At 69.4% G+C, this 16,271-nt stretch carries 16 protein-coding genes and 1 riboswitch; of the genes, 11 read left to right on the forward strand and 5 right to left on the reverse strand.

The annotated features are described in order from the left end of the window. Positions 1 to 86: 86 nt before the first annotated feature. From BM013_RS17130 to BM013_RS17145, 4 genes are read left to right on the forward strand one after another with little or no spacing between them, the layout of a single operon-like run. A complete protein-coding gene (locus BM013_RS17130) occupies positions 87 to 1,088 on the forward strand; it encodes a KpsF/GutQ family sugar-phosphate isomerase (RefSeq protein ID WP_093128837.1) in 1,002 nt (333 codons plus the stop codon). After that, entirely contained in the window at positions 1,088 to 1,648 is a 561-nt protein-coding gene (locus BM013_RS17135) for a KdsC family phosphatase (RefSeq protein ID WP_093128838.1), read from the forward strand. The genes BM013_RS17130 and BM013_RS17135 overlap by 1 nt, the downstream gene beginning before the upstream one ends. Next, positions 1,645 to 2,310 carry an LPS export ABC transporter periplasmic protein LptC gene (gene lptC, locus BM013_RS17140; RefSeq protein WP_093128839.1) on the forward strand — a complete coding sequence of 222 codons (666 nt, stop codon included), beginning with the start codon at positions 1,645 to 1,647 and terminating at the stop codon, positions 2,308 to 2,310. The genes BM013_RS17135 and lptC overlap by 4 nt, the downstream gene beginning before the upstream one ends. A gap of 26 nt (positions 2,311 to 2,336) precedes the next feature. After that, the gene (locus BM013_RS17145; RefSeq protein ID WP_093128840.1) at positions 2,337 to 3,119 is read left to right on the forward strand and encodes an SDR family oxidoreductase; all 783 of its coding nucleotides are present in this window, start codon (positions 2,337 to 2,339) and stop codon (positions 3,117 to 3,119) included. Positions 3,120 to 3,224: 105 nt separating this feature from the next. On the opposite strand, the gene BM013_RS17150 is transcribed toward BM013_RS17145, so the two are convergent. Beyond that, positions 3,225 to 3,791 (reverse strand): RNA recognition motif domain-containing protein, encoded by a 567-nt coding sequence (locus BM013_RS17150; RefSeq protein ID WP_093128841.1) that lies wholly within the window; start codon positions 3,789 to 3,791, stop codon positions 3,225 to 3,227. A gap of 260 nt (positions 3,792 to 4,051) precedes the next feature. Further along, positions 4,052 to 4,217, forward strand: a riboswitch (yybP-ykoY riboswitch). A gap of 34 nt (positions 4,218 to 4,251) precedes the next feature. On the opposite strand from BM013_RS17150, the gene BM013_RS17155 reads away from it, so the two are divergent. The 4 genes from BM013_RS17155 (at position 4,252) to BM013_RS17170 (ending at position 7,305) form a co-directional block, all read left to right on the forward strand. Further along, entirely contained in the window at positions 4,252 to 4,815 is a 564-nt protein-coding gene (locus BM013_RS17155; RefSeq protein ID WP_093128842.1) for a TMEM165/GDT1 family protein, read from the forward strand. A gap of 132 nt (positions 4,816 to 4,947) precedes the next feature. After that, on the forward strand, positions 4,948 to 6,111 hold the full coding sequence (locus BM013_RS17160; protein WP_093128843.1) for a homoserine O-succinyltransferase MetX: 1,164 nt from the start codon (positions 4,948 to 4,950) through the stop codon (positions 6,109 to 6,111). After that, the gene (metW, locus tag BM013_RS17165) at positions 6,108 to 6,698 is read left to right on the forward strand and encodes a methionine biosynthesis protein MetW (RefSeq protein ID WP_093128844.1); all 591 of its coding nucleotides are present in this window, start codon (positions 6,108 to 6,110) and stop codon (positions 6,696 to 6,698) included. The genes BM013_RS17160 and metW overlap by 4 nt, the downstream gene beginning before the upstream one ends. Positions 6,699 to 6,717: 19 nt before the next feature. Next, positions 6,718 to 7,305 (forward strand): IMPACT family protein, encoded by a 588-nt coding sequence (locus BM013_RS17170; protein WP_093128845.1) that lies wholly within the window; start codon positions 6,718 to 6,720, stop codon positions 7,303 to 7,305. Here BM013_RS17170 and BM013_RS17175 read toward each other — a convergent pair. Then, the gene (locus BM013_RS17175; RefSeq protein WP_093128846.1) at positions 7,250 to 8,215 is read right to left on the reverse strand and encodes an ion transporter; all 966 of its coding nucleotides are present in this window, start codon (positions 8,213 to 8,215) and stop codon (positions 7,250 to 7,252) included. The genes BM013_RS17170 and BM013_RS17175 overlap by 56 nt on opposite strands. 114 nt (positions 8,216 to 8,329) lie before the next feature. Between BM013_RS17175 and BM013_RS17180 the strand changes: the two genes are divergently transcribed. After that, the gene (locus tag BM013_RS17180; RefSeq protein WP_093128847.1) at positions 8,330 to 8,851 is read left to right on the forward strand and encodes a bactofilin family protein; all 522 of its coding nucleotides are present in this window, start codon (positions 8,330 to 8,332) and stop codon (positions 8,849 to 8,851) included. A 28-nt stretch (positions 8,852 to 8,879) separates the two neighbouring features. On the opposite strand, the gene BM013_RS17185 is transcribed toward BM013_RS17180, so the two are convergent. Next, positions 8,880 to 9,662: a DUF72 domain-containing protein gene (locus tag BM013_RS17185; protein WP_093128848.1), complete on the reverse strand. Its 783-nt coding sequence runs from the start codon at positions 9,660 to 9,662 to the stop codon at positions 8,880 to 8,882. A gap of 94 nt (positions 9,663 to 9,756) precedes the next feature. Between BM013_RS17185 and BM013_RS17190 the strand changes: the two genes are divergently transcribed. Further along, positions 9,757 to 11,268 (forward strand): M20 family metallopeptidase, encoded by a 1,512-nt coding sequence (locus BM013_RS17190; RefSeq protein ID WP_093128849.1) that lies wholly within the window; start codon positions 9,757 to 9,759, stop codon positions 11,266 to 11,268. Next, positions 11,265 to 12,134, forward strand: a complete 870-nt coding sequence (locus BM013_RS17195; protein WP_093128850.1) for an alpha/beta hydrolase — start codon at positions 11,265 to 11,267, stop codon at positions 12,132 to 12,134. Before BM013_RS17190 ends, BM013_RS17195 begins: the two co-directional genes overlap by 4 nt. Here BM013_RS17195 and BM013_RS17200 read toward each other — a convergent pair. Next, entirely contained in the window at positions 12,131 to 13,288 is a 1,158-nt protein-coding gene (locus BM013_RS17200; RefSeq protein ID WP_093128851.1) for an MFS transporter, read from the reverse strand. The genes BM013_RS17195 and BM013_RS17200 overlap by 4 nt on opposite strands. Then, positions 13,285 to 16,221, reverse strand: coding sequence for a DUF4132 domain-containing protein (locus BM013_RS17205; RefSeq protein WP_093128852.1), 2,937 nt, complete (start codon positions 16,219 to 16,221; stop codon positions 13,285 to 13,287). Before BM013_RS17205 ends, BM013_RS17200 begins: the two co-directional genes overlap by 4 nt. Between the last annotated feature and the right edge of the window lie 50 nt (positions 16,222 to 16,271).

Here is a 16,271-nt window from a genome sequence, read left to right on the forward strand (position 1 = left end):
GGCGCCGATGCTAGAGCAATGTCCGTGCCCCGGGCTTCCACGGGACATGGCATGCCCCTGCATGGCCCGGCCCGTAAAATCGCCCGATGAGCTCCCGTCCCGCCCCGGCCCCCGTGGTCGACCCCGAAGCCATCCTCGCTCGGGCACGCCTCACCTTCGACATCGAAGCCGAAGCCGTTCACGGCTTGAAGACCCGCGTCGGTCCGAGCTTCGTCGACGCCGTGCGCAAGATCCTCGAGGTGCGCGGCCGCGTGGTCGTGATGGGGATGGGCAAGAGCGGCCACGTCGGCCGCAAGATCGCCGCCACCCTCGCCTCCACCGGCACGCCCGCGATGTTCGTGCACCCGGCCGAGGCCAGCCACGGCGACCTCGGCATGATCAAGTCGGTCGACCTGGTGCTGGCCATCTCCAACAGCGGCGAGGTCGACGAGCTCACCGTCATCCTGCCGGTCGTCAAGCGCCAGGGCGTGCCCCTGATCGCCATGACCGGCCGCCTCGAATCGACCCTGGCCCGCCATGCCGACATCGTCATCGACGCCGGCGTGTCCAAGGAAGCCTGCCCGCTCAACCTCGCCCCCACCGCGAGCACCACCGCCCAGATGGCGATGGGCGACGCGCTGGCCGTGGCGCTGCTCGACGCGCGCGGCTTCGGCTCGGAAGATTTCGCGCGCTCGCACCCGGGCGGCGCGCTCGGGCGCAAGCTGCTCACGCACGTGAGCGACGTGATGCGCTCGGGCGACGACGTGCCGCGCGTGGCACCCGACGCCAACGTCAGCGAGCTGATGCGCGCCATGAGCAACAAGGGCTTCGGCGCCGCGGCGGTGGTCGCGCCCGACGGCCGCGCGCTGGGCATCTTCACTGACGGCGACCTGCGCCGCCTGATCGAGGCCGGCGCCGACCTGCGCAGCCCCAGGGCCGCCGACGTGATGCACCACGACCCGCGCACCATCCGCGTGGACGCGCTGGCGGTGGAAGCCGCCGAGCTCATGGAGCAATGCGGCATCACCCGCCTGTTCGTGATCGACGGCGCGGGGGTGATCGTGGGCGCGATCAACACCACCGACCTGATGCGCGCGAAGGTCATCTGATGCCGCTCGAGTTCCAGGCCGAGACCCTGCTCGCCGCACAGGACGTGCGCATTGTTTTCTTCGACATCGACGGCGTGCTGACCGACGGCGGCGTGTACTTCACCGAGCACGGCGAGACGCTCAAGCGCTTCAGCATCCTCGACGGCTACGGCCTGAAGCTGCTGCGCAAGGCCGGCATCGTGCCTGCCGTGATCACCGGGCGCGACTCCAAGCCGCTGCGCGTGCGGCTCGAGGCGCTGGGCATCGAGCATGTGCGCTACGGCACCGAAGACAAGCTGCCCGCCGCGCAGGCCATGCTCGACCAGCTGGGCTTCAGCTGGGCGCAGGCCGCAGCCATCGGCGACGACTGGCCCGACCTGCCCGTGCTCACGCGCGTCGGCTTCGCGGCGGCGCCGGCCAACGCCCATGCCGAGGTGCGCAACATTGCGCGCTACGTGACCCAGGCGCGCGGCGGCGAAGGCGCGGCGCGCGAGTTCTGCGACCTGCTGCTCACGGCCTGCGGCCAGTACCGCGCCATGCTCGACGCGGCGCTGGGACCGAACCGGAGCCCGAACGCATGAGCACCGCGAAACGCGCGTGGGGCATGGCGCGCGACGTCATCGACCGCACCACGATCTACCTGCCGATCATCCTGACGGCCGCCGTTGCGCTGGGCACCTACTGGCTGGTGCGCAACGCGCCCAAGCTGCTGGAGCCCACGGCCAAGGTCGCGCCCACGCACGAGCCCGACTACTTCATGCGGGACTTCGTCATCAAGAACTTCCTGCCCAACGGCGACCTGCGCAGCGAACTGCACGGCGTCGAAGGGCGGCACTACCCGGACACCGACACCATGGAGGTCGACAAGGTGCGCATGCGCTCGGTGTCGCCCGAGGGCCTCGTGACCCGCGCAACGGCCGACCGCGGGTTGTCGAACTCCGACGGCAGCGAGATCCAGCTGTTCGGCAACGCCATCGTCATTCGCGAACCGTCGGTGAGCCCGAACGGCAAGGCCACGCCGCAGCTCGAGTTTCGCGGCGACTTCCTGCATGCTTATGTCGACACCGAGCGGGTCACGTCGAACAAGCCGGTCACGCTCATGCGCGGCACCGACCAATTCACCGGCGACACGCTCGACTACGACAACCTGAGCGGCGTGGCCAACCTGAACGGCCGCGTGCGCGGGGTGCTGATTCCGTCGGCCGCCAAGGCGGCCCCGGCCGCACCCGCCAAGAAACGCTGAAGAAGAAAAAAGAAAACCACCGCTGCATGACCACGTCCCCGCTTGTCTTCATCACCGGCGCCTCGAGCGGCATCGGCCAGGCCCTGGCCGCGAGCTTCCACGACGCGGGGTACCGGCTGGCGCTGGTCGCGCGCCGCACGGCGGAGATCGAATCGTGGGCTCAGGCGCGCCGGATCAGCGCGGACCGCTATCAAATCTACAGCGCCGACGTGGCGCAGACCGACAGCATCGTGGCCGCCGGCCATGCCTGCATCGCGCAGCAGGGGCTGCCTGACGTGGTCATCGCCAATGCCGGCATCAGCGTCGGCATCGACACCGGCGAGCGCTCCGACCTCGACGTGCTGGCGCAGACCTTCGCCACCAACAACGTCGGCCTGGCCGCGACCTTTCATCCGTTCGTGCGGGCCATGGAGCAGCGTGGCACCGGCCGGCTGGTGGGCATCGGCAGCGTGGCGTCGATCCGCGGGCTGCCGGGGCACGGGGCGTATTGCGCCAGCAAGGCGGGCGTGGTCGCGTACTGCGAGAGCCTGCGCGGCGAGCTGTTCAAGAGCGGGGTGAAGGTGGTCACGCTCTGCCCCGGATACATCGACACGCCGCTCACGCAGGGCAACCGCTATGGCATGCCCTTCCTCATGACGGCCGAGGACTTCGCGGCCCAGGCGCTGCGCGCCATCGAGGCGGGCACGAGCTACCGCGTGATCCCGTGGCAGATGGGCGTGGTCGCCAAGATCATGCGCATGCTGCCCAACGCCGTGCTCGACCGCGCCGTGCAAGGCCGCGAGCGCAAGAAGCGCAGCGGCGAAGCCTGAGGGCGCGCCGGACCAGGCCGGGCCTGGCGGGCCGCACAGGCTGCCGGCCATGAAAAAAGGCTCCCGAGGGAGCCTTTCGTCTTTGGGGGCCTGGAAGCGCAGGGCTCAGTAGCCACTGTTGCCGCCGCCATAGCCGCCACCACCACCACCACCGCTGCGACCACCGCCGCCACCGCCGCGGGGACCGGCACCGTAGGGGCTGCGGAAACCGCCATCGCCACCACCGCCGCCGCCGCCACTGCGGCCACCGCCACCGCCGCCGTAACCGCCACCGCCGGAGCGGCCACCGCCGCCGCCGCTGCGATCGCCGCCACCACCACCGTAGCCACCACCGCCGCCGCCGTAGCCACCGCCACCACCGCCGCCATAACCACCGCCGCCACCACCGTAGCCGCCGCCGCCACCGCTGCGCGGGGGACGTGCTTCCATGGGACGTGCTTCGTTGACGACGACGCTGCGGCCGCCCAGGGGCTGGCCGTTCATGCCGGTGATGGCTGCCTGTGCTTCCGCGTCACTGCCCATCTCGACGAAGCCGAAGCCCTTCGAGCGGCCGGTGTCACGTTCCATCATGACCTTGGCGCTGGTCACTGCGCCGAACTGCCCGAAGGCCTGTTCGAGATCTCCGTCGCGCACCGAGTAAGGCAGGTTGCCGACGTACAGTTTGTTGCCCATCGAGGGACTCCTATAAACACATCAAGAAAAGCGATGGAGTCCCGAAAGCATCACTCAAACGAGAGCCGTCGAGTCGCGCGAAACTGACCGATCACCGAACTGACTCCCGACCAAAATGAAGAGGGAGGCTCGTGCATTATGGGGGAAATATCAAAAATGCAAGCGGGAAATTGCGTCTTGAGGTAGCACCTTCAAAAGCACCTGGAAGCTAGCGCACGCTTACGGCTTGGAGGGGCGCTTTCGATACGGTGTGTAGAATCCGCCCCGTCATTGGGGAGTAGCCGCCTTCCGATCTGCGAGAAGGGCCCGCGTCAACAGACTTGTCCTGCCCCACACGGGACATGGCGCGTGCAGTGAACATACCTGGCGAGACCTTTGACCATGCAACTTCGGAAAAAAATGGCCGAAGGGTGTTGCATGGTCAATTGCGTCCTTCGGCCTAAGGAACCCCACGTTCATCATGGAAGCTTTTCTCGTTGCAACCGGCGTAGTTGCGCTCGCCGAAATGGGCGACAAGACCCAACTCCTGGCACTCTTGCTCGCGGCCCGTTTCAGGAAACCCTGGCCCATCGTCCTCGGCATCTTCGTTGCCACCATCATCAACCACGCGTTGGCGGGTGCGGTCGGCAACTACATCACGCGCTGGCTCGGGCCCGAGGTGCTGCGCTGGATCCTCGGCGGCTCGTTCATCGCCATGGCCGCCTGGATGCTGATTCCCGACAAGCTCGACGACGACGACGCCCCCGGCGTGTCGAAGTTCGGCGTCTTCGGCACCACCGTGATCGCCTTCTTCCTGGCCGAGATGGGCGACAAGACCCAGATCGCCACCGTCATGCTGGCCGCGCGCTTCACGCACGACTACTTCTGGGTGGTGGCCGGCACCACGCTGGGCATGATGCTGGCCAATGCGCCGGTGGTGTGGCTCGGCGAAAAGATCGTGCGGCGCGTGCCGATCAAGCTGGTGCACGGCATCTCGGCCGCGATCTTCCTGGTGCTGGGCATCATCATGATCATCGGCTGGTAGGCTGCCGATGAGACGGGGCGATATACTGCCCCTCGCGCCGATTTGCTACAGCTTGCGGGCGCTTTATAAATTCAGCTAAAGACAGGCGCGGCAGACCCGGCTCGTTTTTGGCGAGGCCGGGTTTTTTCATTCATGTCGTCGTCACCACCTTTGGTCGTCACCTCGCAGTCGATGCAGTTCGCGGGCCCCCTGGCCTTGCGCAGCGGCGCATCGATCAGCGACTACACGCTCGCCTACGAAACCTACGGCACCCTGAACGCCGAGCGCAGCAATGCGGTGCTGGTGTGCCATGCGCTCAACGCCTCGCACCACGTCGCGGGCGTCTACGAGGGCCAGGCCCGCTCCGAGGGCTGGTGGGACAACATGGTGGGGCCGGGCAAGCCGGTGGACACCGACCGCTTCTTCGTGATCGGCGTGAACAACCTCGGCTCCTGCTTCGGCTCGACCGGCCCGATGCACGTGAACCCCGCCACCGGCCGCGTCTACGGCGCCGACTTCCCGGTGGTGACCGTCGAAGACTGGGTCGACGCCCAGGCCGAGCTGCTGAACGCGCTGGGCATCGAGACGCTCGCGGCCGTCATGGGCGGCAGCCTCGGCGGCATGCAGGCGCTGTCTTGGACGCTGCAGTACCCGCAGCGCGTGCGCCACGCCGTGGTAGTGGCCAGCGCGCCCAACCTCACGGCCGAGAACATCGCCTTCAACGAGGTGGCGCGCCGCGCCATCGTGACCGACCCCGACTTCCACGGCGGCCACTTCTACGAACACGGCGCGATCCCCAAGCGCGGCCTGCGCATCGCGCGAATGATCGGCCACATCACCTACCTGAGCGACGACGTGATGAACACCAAGTTCGGCCGCATCCTGCGCAGCGCCGTCGAAGGTGAGGCCGCGGCGCTCGACTACCGCTATTCCACGCAGGACGTGGAGTTCCAGATCGAGAGCTACCTGCGCTACCAGGGCGACAAGTTCAGCGAGTACTTCGACGCCAACACCTACCTGCTGATCACGCGCGCGCTCGACTACTTCGACCCCGCGCGCAGCCATGGCGGCAAGCTCAGCACCGCCTTCGCGCAGGCCAGCGCCAAGTTCCTGCTCGTGAGCTTCAAGACCGACTGGCGCTTCTCGCCCGCGCGCAGCCGCGAGCTGGTGAAGGCGCTGCTCGACAACCGCCGCAACGTGAGCTACGCGGAGATCGACGCGCCGCACGGCCACGACGCCTTCCTGCTCGACGACGTGCGCTACATGGGCGTGGTGCGTTCCTATTTCGATCGCGTCGCCAAGGAGTTCCAGCAATGAGCGACCTCGACCACCAGCGGCTGATCGCCGAACTCGTGCCGCAGGGCGCGCGCGTGCTCGACCTCGGCTGCGGCGACGGCGCCCTGCTCGACCTGCTGCAGCGCGAGCGCGGCTGCACCGGCTACGGCGTGGAGATTGCCGACGGCAACGTGCTGCAGTGCATCCGCCGCGGCGTCGACGTGATCCAGCTCAACCTCGACGAAGGCCTCGCGATGTTCGACGACGCCTCGTTCGACGTGGTGCTGCAGATCGACACGCTGCAGCACCTGCGCAATGCCGAGGTGATGCTGCGGGAGACCGCGCGCGTGGGCCGCATCGGCATCGTCGCCTTCCCCAACTTCGCGCACTGGCCCAACCGGCTGAGCATTGCGCGCGGGCGCATGCCCGTGACGCGCCGCCTGCCCTACCAGTGGTACGACACGCCGAACATCCGCGTGGGCACCTTCAAGGACTTCGAGGTGCTGGCCGGCAAGAACAACCTGCGCGTGCTCGACGCCTTCGGCCTGCAGGACGGGCGCGGCGTGCGCTGGCTGCCCAACGCGCGCGCCGGCACGGCGGTGTTCAAGTTCGAGCGCGGCGGCGGCTGAGCCGCTCGCTGAACAGGCGATGAGCTTCACGCTCGCCGAGCCGGTCCACAGCGAGCTGCTCATCAAGAAGAGCCGCTTCATCGGCTGCGTGCAATCCGTGCCCGACCGCGCGGCCGCAGTGGCCGTCGTGGCGTCGCTGCGCGCCGAGCATCCCGCCGCGGCGCACGTCTGCTGGGCCCTGATGGCCGGTGGCCAGTCGGCCGCCAACGACGACGGCGAGCCCGGCGGCACGGCCGGCCGGCCGATGCTCGAAGTGCTGCGCCACCAGCAGGTCGAAGGCGCGCTCGCAACGGTGGTGCGCTACTTCGGCGGCGTGAAGCTCGGCGCGGGCGGCCTGGTGCGGGCCTACACCGATGCGGTGGCGCAAGCGTTGCTCGGCGCCACGCTCGTGCCGCTGGTGCGCCAGCGCAGCCTGCGCTGTTCGGTGCCCTATGCGCTCGAAGGCCTGGTGCGGCGTGAACTTGCCGCGGCGGGCGCGACGCTCGACAGCGTGCAGCACGGCGACGACGTGGCCTTCGCCTTCTCGCTGCCCGAGCCCGATGCCGACGCCTTCATCGTGCGCCTCGGCGATGCTGCGCAAGGGCGCGCCGTCTGGCCGCGGGAGTGATGCGTTTCGCGGGCACTGCAGGCACCGCGGGCACCTCGGGCCGAGGCGGCGTCAGCCCGAGAATGCCGCGCGGCGGCACCGCTGCCACCACCGTCTCGTCGTCGTCGGGCCCGCGCCGCGCCATCTCGGCGGTCACGATGCCCGTGGGCACCGCGAGCACGCCCCAGCCCAGCAGCATCATCACCGAGGCGATCGCGCGGCCCAGGTCGGTCTTGGGCACGAGGTCGCCGAAGCCCACCGTGGCCATCGTCGAGATGGCCCAGTAGATGGCCACCGGAATGCTGGTGAAACCGTGCTGCGGCCCTTCGACCACGTACATCAGCGTGCCCATCACCAGCACCACCAGCATCACGAAGCCGACGAACACGATGATCTTGCGCCGGCTCGACGCCACGGCCGAGACCAGCGCGCGGTACTCCACCGAGTAGCGCGACAGCTTGAAGATGCGGAACACGCGCAGCAGCCGCAGGATGCGCACGTCGATCAGGTAGGCCATCTCCGGCGCGAGCGCCACCAGGAACGTCGGCAGCAGCGCGAGCAGGTCGATCACGCCGTAGAAGCTCAGCGCATAGCGAAGCGGCTTGTTCACGCAGCACAGCCGCGCGATGTACTCCAGCGTGAACAGAATGGTGAACACCCATTCGAGCGCGTTGAACAGCGGGCGCCACTGTTCGCGGATCGACTGCACGCTGTCCAGGATCACCACCAGCACGCTGGTGACGATCACCGCGATCAGCGCCAGGTCGAACACCAGCCCCGCGCGCGTGTCGGCCTCGAAGATCACCGTGAACAGCGTGCGGCGCCAACCGTGCGCGGGCTTGTCGAAGCGCGAGTCGGTGGCGGACGAGATGGCGCGCATGGCGGGCATGGTGGGCGCGCCACTGGAAACTTCGGTGTTCGAACGGGTCATGAAGCGCCATTGTCATGTGTCCGCACGACTTATTCGGTTACGCTTCTTGCGCAATGAAGTGCCGCATGCAGTGAGCGCGTTCTTACGATAGTCCCTTTCTTGAGGAGCTCCCCATTGGCTACACAGTCCCCCTTCTTCGGCAAGCGTGATCGAGACACCGATTCGTTGAATTCCCGCCCCGCGCCGCTGGTCGGCGCAGGCACCAATCTCTCGGGTACCCCCGTGAATCCATCGTCGCTGACCGCACAGCAGGGCGGCCTGAACCCCGCAGCCGCTGCTGCACCCGCCGTCAAGGAAGGCGGCAGCAAGCTCACCGTCGGCCCGAACATCAAGCTCAAGGGCGTCGAGATCACCGACTGCGACACGCTCGTGGTCGAAGGCCTGGTCGAGGCCACGATGGACTCGCGCCTGATGCAGATCGCCGAACAGGGCGAGTTCAAGGGCTCCGCGGAGATCGACATCGCCGAGATTCGCGGCGTGTTCGACGGCAGCCTCACGGTGCGCGAGAAGCTCGTGATCCACTCGACCGGCAAGGTCACCGGCAAGATCCGCTACGGCAAGATCGTGATCGAGGAAGGCGGCCAGCTTTCCGGCGAGATCAGCCACGGCACCAAGCCGTCGCTCCAGGCGGCTTGAGTCCAGGCCGCTCGCCGCTGCTTAGGACTTAAGCAGTCGGCGGGGTCCACCCCAGGCGCTCCAGCAAGGCACCGGCCGCGGCCGGTGCTTTTTCTTTGGCGCCGTTGATGAAGTAGACGAACACGTCGCGCTTCCCGGTTTTCTTCGTGGGTGACGTGGTCCAGCCCTGCGCCCGCTCGGCCCACGTGTCCAGCGCCTTCGGGCCGTAGCCCGTCTTGAGCTTGGCGTCGGCCATCATGAGCCGCGCATAGGCGACGTCGCCCTCGGGCTCCTCGAACGACGGAAACTTGTCGGCGTCGGTGAACACCGTCGACACCTTGTGCTTCTTCGCCAGCGCCTGGTAGGCCGGCGTGATGAAGCTCTCGTGCCGCACGTCCATCACGTGCCGCAGCACGCGGCTGCCTTCCTTCCCGGGCAGCAGCGAAAGAAAAGCCTCGAAGTCTTCCGCATCGAACTGCTTGGTCGGCATGAACTGCCACACGATCGGCCCGAGCTTGTCGCCGAGCTCGGCCACGCCGCTGTCGATGAAGCGCTGGATCGACTCGCCCGCGCCCGCCAGCAGCTTGCGGTTGGTCGAGAAGCGCGAGGCCTTGAGCGAGAACATGAAGTCGGCCGGCGTGTCGTCGTGCCACTTCCTGAACGTCTCGGGCTTGAAGGTGCTGTAGTAGGTGCCGTTGATCTCGATGGAGCTGACCTTGCGGCTCGCGTAGTTCAGCTCCTTCGCGTGCGCGAGCCCCTTGGGATAGAAGTTGTCGCGCCAGGGTTCGTAGGTCCAGCCGCCAATGCCCACCTTGATGTCTGCCTTGCTCACATGACCCTCCGGGTTGAGATCGCCCGCACTCTACGCGCGGTCGCCTCAAGGCGCAAAATGCGTTTTTTTTCGTCCACCCGCGGAGAACCCCCCGATGAACGCCCCCCTGCACCGCGAAATGCCCGCCGGCACGCTCGACGCCGCGCGCGCCCTGTCTGACGTCACCGCCCGATGGGACGGCGACATCGTCAAGCAACTCACCGACTACATCGCCATTCCCGCCAAGTCGCCCGGCTTCGACAAGGACTGGTCGGCCAACGGTTACCTGGAGACCGTGCTGCGCAACGCCGCGGCCTGGGTCGAGGCGCAGAAGGTCGAAGGCCTGAAGCTGGAAATCGTGCGCCTCGAAGGCCGCACGCCGGTGCTGTTCTTCGAAGTGCCGGCCACCGGCACCGACATGGGCGAGACCGTGCTGATGTACGGCCACCTCGACAAGCAGCCCGAGTTCACCGGCTGGCGCAACGACCTCGGCCCCTGGACGCCCAAGTACGAGAACGGCCTGCTCTACGGCCGCGGCGGCGCCGACGACGGCTATGCGGTGTACGCCAGCATCGCCGCGCTGCAGGCGCTCAAGGCTCAGGGCGCGGCGCACCCGCGCATCGTCGGCCTGATCGAGACCTGCGAGGAAAGTGGCTCCTACGACCTGCTGCCCTACGTCGACGCGTTGCGTCCGCGCCTGGGCAACGTCGAGCTGGTGATCTGCCTGGATTCCGGCGCCGGCAACTACGACCAGCTGTGGCTCACCACCTCGCTGCGCGGCATGGCCAGCGGCACGCTGAAGGTGGAAGTGCTGACCGAAGGCATCCACTCGGGCGACGCCTCGGGCCTGGTGCCCTCGAGCTTCCGGATCATGCGCCAGGTGCTCGACCGCCTCGAAGACAGCGCCACCGGGCGCCTGCTGCCCGCGAGCTTCCACTGCGAAGTGCCGGCCGACCGGCTGGCGCAGGCCAAGGCCACCGCCGCGATCCTCGGCGAAGAGGTCTACAAGCGCTTTCCGTGGGCGCACTACGACTGCGGCGGCTCGACCATGTTCGCGCTGCCCACCACCACCGACCCGGTGGAAGCGCTGCTCAACCGCACCTGGAAGCCCACGCTGTCGGTGACCGGCGCCGAAGGCTTCCCGGCGCTGAAGGACGCGGGCAACGTGCTGCGCCCCTACACCGCGTTCAAGCTGTCGCTGCGCCTGCCCCCGCTGGTCGATGCGGCCGAGACGGTGCAGAAGCTCAAGGCCCTGCTCGAAGACAACGCGCCCTACCAGGCCCGCGTGACCTTCGAGAGCAGCGGCGGCGCCACCGGCTGGAACGCGCCGACCATCACGCCGTGGTTCGAGAACGCGCTCAACAAGGCTTCGCAGGCGCACTTCGGCGCGTCGTGCGGCTACATCGGCCAGGGCGGCACCATTCCGCTCATGAACATGCTCAGCGCCGGCTTCCCCAAGGCCCAGATGATGGTCTGCGGCGTGCTCGGCCCGAAGAGCAACGCGCACGGCCCGAACGAGTTCCTGCATGTGCCCTACGCCAAGAAGCTGACAGCGGCCGTGGCCGAGGTGATCGCCGCCCTGCCGGTGGCGCACCGCGCCGCTGCGTCGGAGCCTGTCGCGGCTTGAGCGAGCCCCAGCCTCTGCCCTTGCCGCAGCGCGTGTCGCTGTCCACCCCGGACGGCGAGACGCTGGCGCTGCGCCGCCTGCCGGCGCCCGGCGCGGCAAGGGCCGTCATCGTGGTGGTGCACGGGCTCGGCGAGCACGCGGGCCGCTATCACGCGGTGGCCGAATGCCTGCACGAGTGGGGCTTTGCCGTGTGGGCGCACGACCACCACGGCCACGGCGAATCGAGCGGCGCGCGCGGCGGCCTGCCGAGCGAACTGCGGCTGGTGGACGACCTCGCGCTGGCCGTCGACGATGCGCGCCGCCTGAACCCCGGGCTGCCGCTGGTGTTGCTCGGCCACAGCCTCGGCGGGCTGGTCGCGGCGAGCCTGGTGGCGCGCGGCGTGCGGCCGGTCGACGGGCTGGTGCTGTCGTCGCCGGGACTCGACCCGGGCCTGAGCGGCTTGCAGAAGGCGCTGCTCGCGGTGCTGCCGCGCATCGCGCCCAACTTGCGCGTGGGCAACGGGCTGGACGACAACTACCTTTCGCACGATCCGGCCGTGGTGCAGGCCTACCGCGACGATCCGCTCACGCACGACCGCATCGGCAGCCGCCTCGCGCGCTTCCTGGCGAGCGAGGGCGCCACGGTGCTGCAGCGCGCCGCAACCTGGCCCGTGCCGACCCTGCTGCTCTACGCGGGCGACGACCGCCTCGTGGTGCCGGCCGCCAGCCGTGCTTTTGCCGAGGCCGCCGCGCCCGGCGGGAGGGTCGAAGCGCACCGCTTCGACACCCTGTACCACGAGATCTTCAACGAGCTCGACACCGAGCCGGTCTTCGCCGCCCTGCGGGGCTGGCTCGATCGGCGATTCCCGGCGGCCTCCCCGATCTAGATGGCGCGCTTGCGCGCCAGCCACAGCAGCGCCGCGCCCGTCAGCACCACCGGCACCAGCGAGCCGAAGTTCAGCAGCCGCCAGCCCTGCGTGGTCACCAGCACGCCCGACGCGAACGAGGTCACGGCCAGCGTCGCGAACACGCAGAAGTTGAGCGCGCCCTGCGCGCGGTCGCGTTCCTCGGCGGTGTACGCCGTGAGCGACAGCGTGGTGCTGCCGGTGAACAGGAAATTCCAGCCCACGCCCAGCAGGCACAGCGCCACGATGAAGTGGTGCAGCTCCACGCCCGACAGCGCCACGGCGATGCACCCGAGGTTGAGCACCAGCCCCACGCCCATCACCGGCAGCGCGCCGAAGCGGCGGATCAGGTGGCCGGTGAAGAAGCCCGGCGCGAACATGCCGATCACGTGCCATTCGAGCACCAGCGCGGCGTCGGAGAACGGCAGGCTGCAGATCTGCATGGCGATCGGCGTGGCGGCCATCAGCAGGTTCATCACGCCGTAGCTGAGCGCGCCCGCGGCGGCCGCCACGATGAACACCGGCTGGCGCATGATCTCGCCCAGCGGCCGTCCGCCCGCGGCTTCCTTGCGCATGGCGGCAGCCGGGAATTCGATGAAGCGCATCACGGCCATCGACAGCAGCGCCACCGCGGCCAGCGCCACGTAGGCGCCCGCGAACGGCACGGCAAAGGCTTGCCGCGTGGCCGACGCGAGGTTGGGCCCGGCCACCGCGCCGATCAGCCCGCCGGCCATCACCACCGACACCGCCTTTTCGCGCCACGCTGGCGCCGCCAGCTCGGCCGCGGCGAAGCGGTAGAGCCCGGCGTTGGCGTTGTAGTAGCCCGCGACCACCGTGGCGAAGCACAGCAGCCAGAAGTTCCTGGTGACGGCCGCGTAGCAGCACAGCAGCGCCGAGGCCAGCGCCACCGCCAGCCCGATCTGGAACGAGCCGCGCCGCCCGAAGCGTTGCTGCGTGCGCGCCACCAGGCCGGTGGTGAGCGCGCCGCCCACCACGTAGCCCATCACCGGCAGCGTGGCCATCCAGCCGTGCGGCGCAATGCCCAGCCCCACCAGCCCGTTGATGGCGATGAAGGTGACGTTGTTCGTGAGGAACAGGCCCTGGCAGATGGCGAGCAGCCAGAGGTTGCGGTTCATGCGGCGTCCCGGATCACGCGCTGCAGGTCGCGCTCGATCTCGCTGAAGGCGATGGGCGCGATGTCGCCCAGCGTGCCGCCGGCCTTGTCGGTGCCGTCCAGCGCCACCGCGCGCACGGTCTGCAGCGTCTTGCCGTCGGGGATGTCCTGAACGAACCAGCCTTCCTCCAGCTGCACGCACAGGCGCCGCCCGCCGGGCAGCGCCTTGTTGAAGCTGTCGACCATGCCGCCCTCGCCCACCTCGCGCAGCCAGCCGCGCGCTTCCAGGCCCATGAGCCCGGCGTTCGACACCTGGCGGCCGGCCCACTGCGGCAGGTCGCGGCGCGTGCGCAGCGCCTCGTCGAGCGCGAAGGTCTGGCGCGTCAGCTGCTCGAAGGGCTGCATGATTTCGTAGTCGGCCAGCACCGCGCCCCAGGCGGCGGCCAGCGACGGGTCGAGCGCCGCGAGTTCCAGCGGGTGCGGCAGGCCGATGCGCGCGGTGCCGGGCAGCTTCACCGGGTCGTCGTGCAGGTCGGTCAGCTCGCCTTCGGCGCTGAGGCGGAAGCTGGCTTCGAGCCGGTTGGACGCATCGAACACGCCCCACACCAGCGGCCGGCTGAACACCCGCAGCACCGGATGGTTGGCGAAGAAGGGCACGAACTCGCCGGCGCCCCAGCGCCGTTGCGCGCACATGGCCGCTTCGAGCCGCTTGAGCTGCGTGGTGGTGACGGTCTTGGCCAGCTTGCGCAGGTCCCGCAGTTGGGCGGTTGCGGTGGCGGCCTTGCCGGGCTCGTCGTTGGCGCCGGGCTTGGGCAGCGTCTTCAGGGGCTTGCCCCTGGCGTCGTGCACCACGGGCTGGAAGTGGTCGTCCATGCGCACCTCGAAGCTGCGCGGGCCGAAGTCGAGCGTGAGCCGGGCGCGCGCGTCCAGGCCCAGGTCGGGCACGGTGCGGTCGGCCAGCTGGTCGAGGCTCAGGCCGCGCTGCTCGGCCACCTCGCCGAGCATGCGGTCGGCGCGGGTGCGCAGGTCGTCGTAGCGGGTCTGGCGCGCGAGTTCGGCCAGGTGCATCAGGGCGGCGTCGCTGCCGATGTCGCCGAGCATCGCCATCGCGTCGTAGGCGCGCACGCGGTCGAGCGCGGCGCGCCACTGGCGCAGCAGGCCGTAGAGCTGGCGCGCGGTTTCGTCGTCGCCCAGGCGGCCCTGCAGCGTGAACATCCAGCGTTCCTTGCTCGGGCGGCCGTTGCCGATCCACCAGGCCAGCAGGGCCCGGCCGAAGCGGGCGAGCGAATCGGGCGCGAGCGTCTCCAGCAACGCGGGCAGGCCCGGGTAGGGCGCGTCGGCGCGGCCGAGCATCATCGCCATCAGCACGTCGGGCACGCAGGCTTGCGGCAGCGCGTGGCCCTTGCCTTCGCCGTCGTTCAGCACCAGCCGAGGCAGCGCCGCGAGCGGCAACGCCTTGGGCAGCACGGGCAGCACGTCGGGCAGCAGGTCTTCGGGCGCGATGGCCAGCAGCTGCTCCACGGCCTGCGCGGCTTCCGTGCCGTAGGCCAGGGCCTGGCTGCGCACCGCGTCGGCATGGCCTTCTTCATGCAGCCAGCGCAGCGCGGCCTGGGCGGCTTCGTGCGCGGCACCGGGTTCGCCCAGGGCGGCGGGAATGAGTCCGCGCGCGGCGGCGTCCGGGTAGCGGGCCAGCCAGTCGCCGGCCTCGCCGCGCACCCAGCGGTTGGTGTGGAAGCCCTTGGCGATCCAGTCGGCGAGCTGGTCCCACTCGACGACCGAGGTCAGCTCGAACATCGCGCGCGACCCCTGCCGGAGGTAGCGCGGCAACGCCGGCAGCAGGGCCACGCCGAAGTGCCGCAGCATCGGGCGGATGCGCGTGGCGTCGCCCACGTACAGCGGCATGGCCGGGCCGTGCGTGAGCACGCCGACGGCCAGCGCCACGGGCAGTTGCCAGAGGTATTCGGAGACGGTCCAGGCTTCGGCGGGTGGTTTGCCGAAGTCGTCGGGCGTGATGGCGCGCCCGGCCGCCACCGCCTCGATGCATTCGGCGTGCATGCCGAGCATCCACAAGGCCTTGCGTACGGCGTCGCCGTGTTGCACCGCCGCCGGCGCCGCGGGCTGCTTGCGCGCGAATTCGCGTATCCAGTCGTCGGAGCGCTCCCGCGCGACGCGCACCTCCTGCGCCAGCCAGTCGGCCGACTCGGCCGCGCCCTGCGTGGCCTGCACGTATTGCGGCGGCGGCAGGTCGTTCCAGTGCAGCACCGCGGTCTGCTGCAGCGGCTGCAGGGCCAGCGTGGGCACCACCGGCAGCGCCTGCCGGTTCTTCCACGGCGGACGCCGCAGCAGCGCGGGCCAGGCCTCGGGCGCCGCGTCGGTCACGCCGTCGGAGCCGTCTTCCTGCAGCCGCGCGAGGGTCTTGCGCTGGGCGTCGTCGCAGGCGGCTTCGAGCGGCGCCTGCCATTCGGGGTTGGCGGCCAGCAGCTCGAGCACGAGCGCGGCGCCGGCCTGGTGGCGCGCGGGGTTGGCCGAGAGCAACTCGCGCAGCACGAACATCGGCCAGCGCGCGGCCTGCTTGGCCAGCGCGTTCTTGCAATCGATCTGCTTGACCTGCGTCACGAAGAAGCGCACCACGGCCTCGTCGTGCATGGCCAGCAGGTCGGTCACGGCCTCCTTGTGCGGGGACGGCTCGAAGAACAGCTCGGCCGCCGCGGCGCCGTGCATCTCGAGCATGCGCAGCCGCGCCGCGCGTGGCGGGTAGAAGCTGGCGCGGTGGCGGCGATAGAAGTCCAGGCTGTCGGCCAGGTTGCGCTCGGCGGACAGCAGGCCGCCGCAATGGCCGCAGGCCCGGTCGTTGAACCGCGCGAGCGCCTCGCGCATGCCCTTGGACCAGCGGACGGTGCCGTCGGGCTGCGCCGCCAGACCTTCCTCCGCCTTCGATTTGCGACCCACCGCCATGCCACGCTCTCCCTCGAATTGATGCGAGCGGCATTGTCGGCCAATGCGTC

The organism is Variovorax sp. OK605, from assembly GCF_900115445.1.
Taxonomy (GTDB): domain Bacteria; phylum Pseudomonadota; class Gammaproteobacteria; order Burkholderiales; family Burkholderiaceae_C; genus Variovorax.

What these genes read in the sequence shown, in the direction of transcription:
- BM013_RS17190 (WP_093128849.1), top strand. Translation starts at nt 9,757, where the DNA reads ATGAACGCCCCCCTGCACCGCGAAATGCCCGCCGGCACGCTCGACGCC.
- BM013_RS17160 (WP_093128843.1), top strand. Translation starts at nt 4,948, where the DNA reads ATGTCGTCGTCACCACCTTTGGTCGTCACCTCGCAGTCGATGCAGTTC.
- BM013_RS17170 (WP_093128845.1), top strand. Translation starts at nt 6,718, where the DNA reads ATGAGCTTCACGCTCGCCGAGCCGGTCCACAGCGAGCTGCTCATCAAG.
- lptC (WP_093128839.1), top strand. Translation starts at nt 1,645, where the DNA reads ATGAGCACCGCGAAACGCGCGTGGGGCATGGCGCGCGACGTCATCGAC.
- BM013_RS17200 (WP_093128851.1), bottom strand. Translation starts at nt 13,288, where the DNA reads ATGAACCGCAACCTCTGGCTGCTCGCCATCTGCCAGGGCCTGTTCCTC.
- BM013_RS17175 (WP_093128846.1), bottom strand. Translation starts at nt 8,215, where the DNA reads ATGACCCGTTCGAACACCGAAGTTTCCAGTGGCGCGCCCACCATGCCC.
- BM013_RS17130 (WP_093128837.1), top strand. Translation starts at nt 87, where the DNA reads ATGAGCTCCCGTCCCGCCCCGGCCCCCGTGGTCGACCCCGAAGCCATC.
- metW (WP_093128844.1), top strand. Translation starts at nt 6,108, where the DNA reads ATGAGCGACCTCGACCACCAGCGGCTGATCGCCGAACTCGTGCCGCAG.
- BM013_RS17135 (WP_093128838.1), top strand. Translation starts at nt 1,088, where the DNA reads ATGCCGCTCGAGTTCCAGGCCGAGACCCTGCTCGCCGCACAGGACGTG.
- BM013_RS17205 (WP_093128852.1), bottom strand. Translation starts at nt 16,221, where the DNA reads ATGGCGGTGGGTCGCAAATCGAAGGCGGAGGAAGGTCTGGCGGCGCAG.
- BM013_RS17145 (WP_093128840.1), top strand. Translation starts at nt 2,337, where the DNA reads ATGACCACGTCCCCGCTTGTCTTCATCACCGGCGCCTCGAGCGGCATC.
- BM013_RS17150 (WP_093128841.1), bottom strand. Translation starts at nt 3,791, where the DNA reads ATGGGCAACAAACTGTACGTCGGCAACCTGCCTTACTCGGTGCGCGAC.
- BM013_RS17155 (WP_093128842.1), top strand. Translation starts at nt 4,252, where the DNA reads ATGGAAGCTTTTCTCGTTGCAACCGGCGTAGTTGCGCTCGCCGAAATG.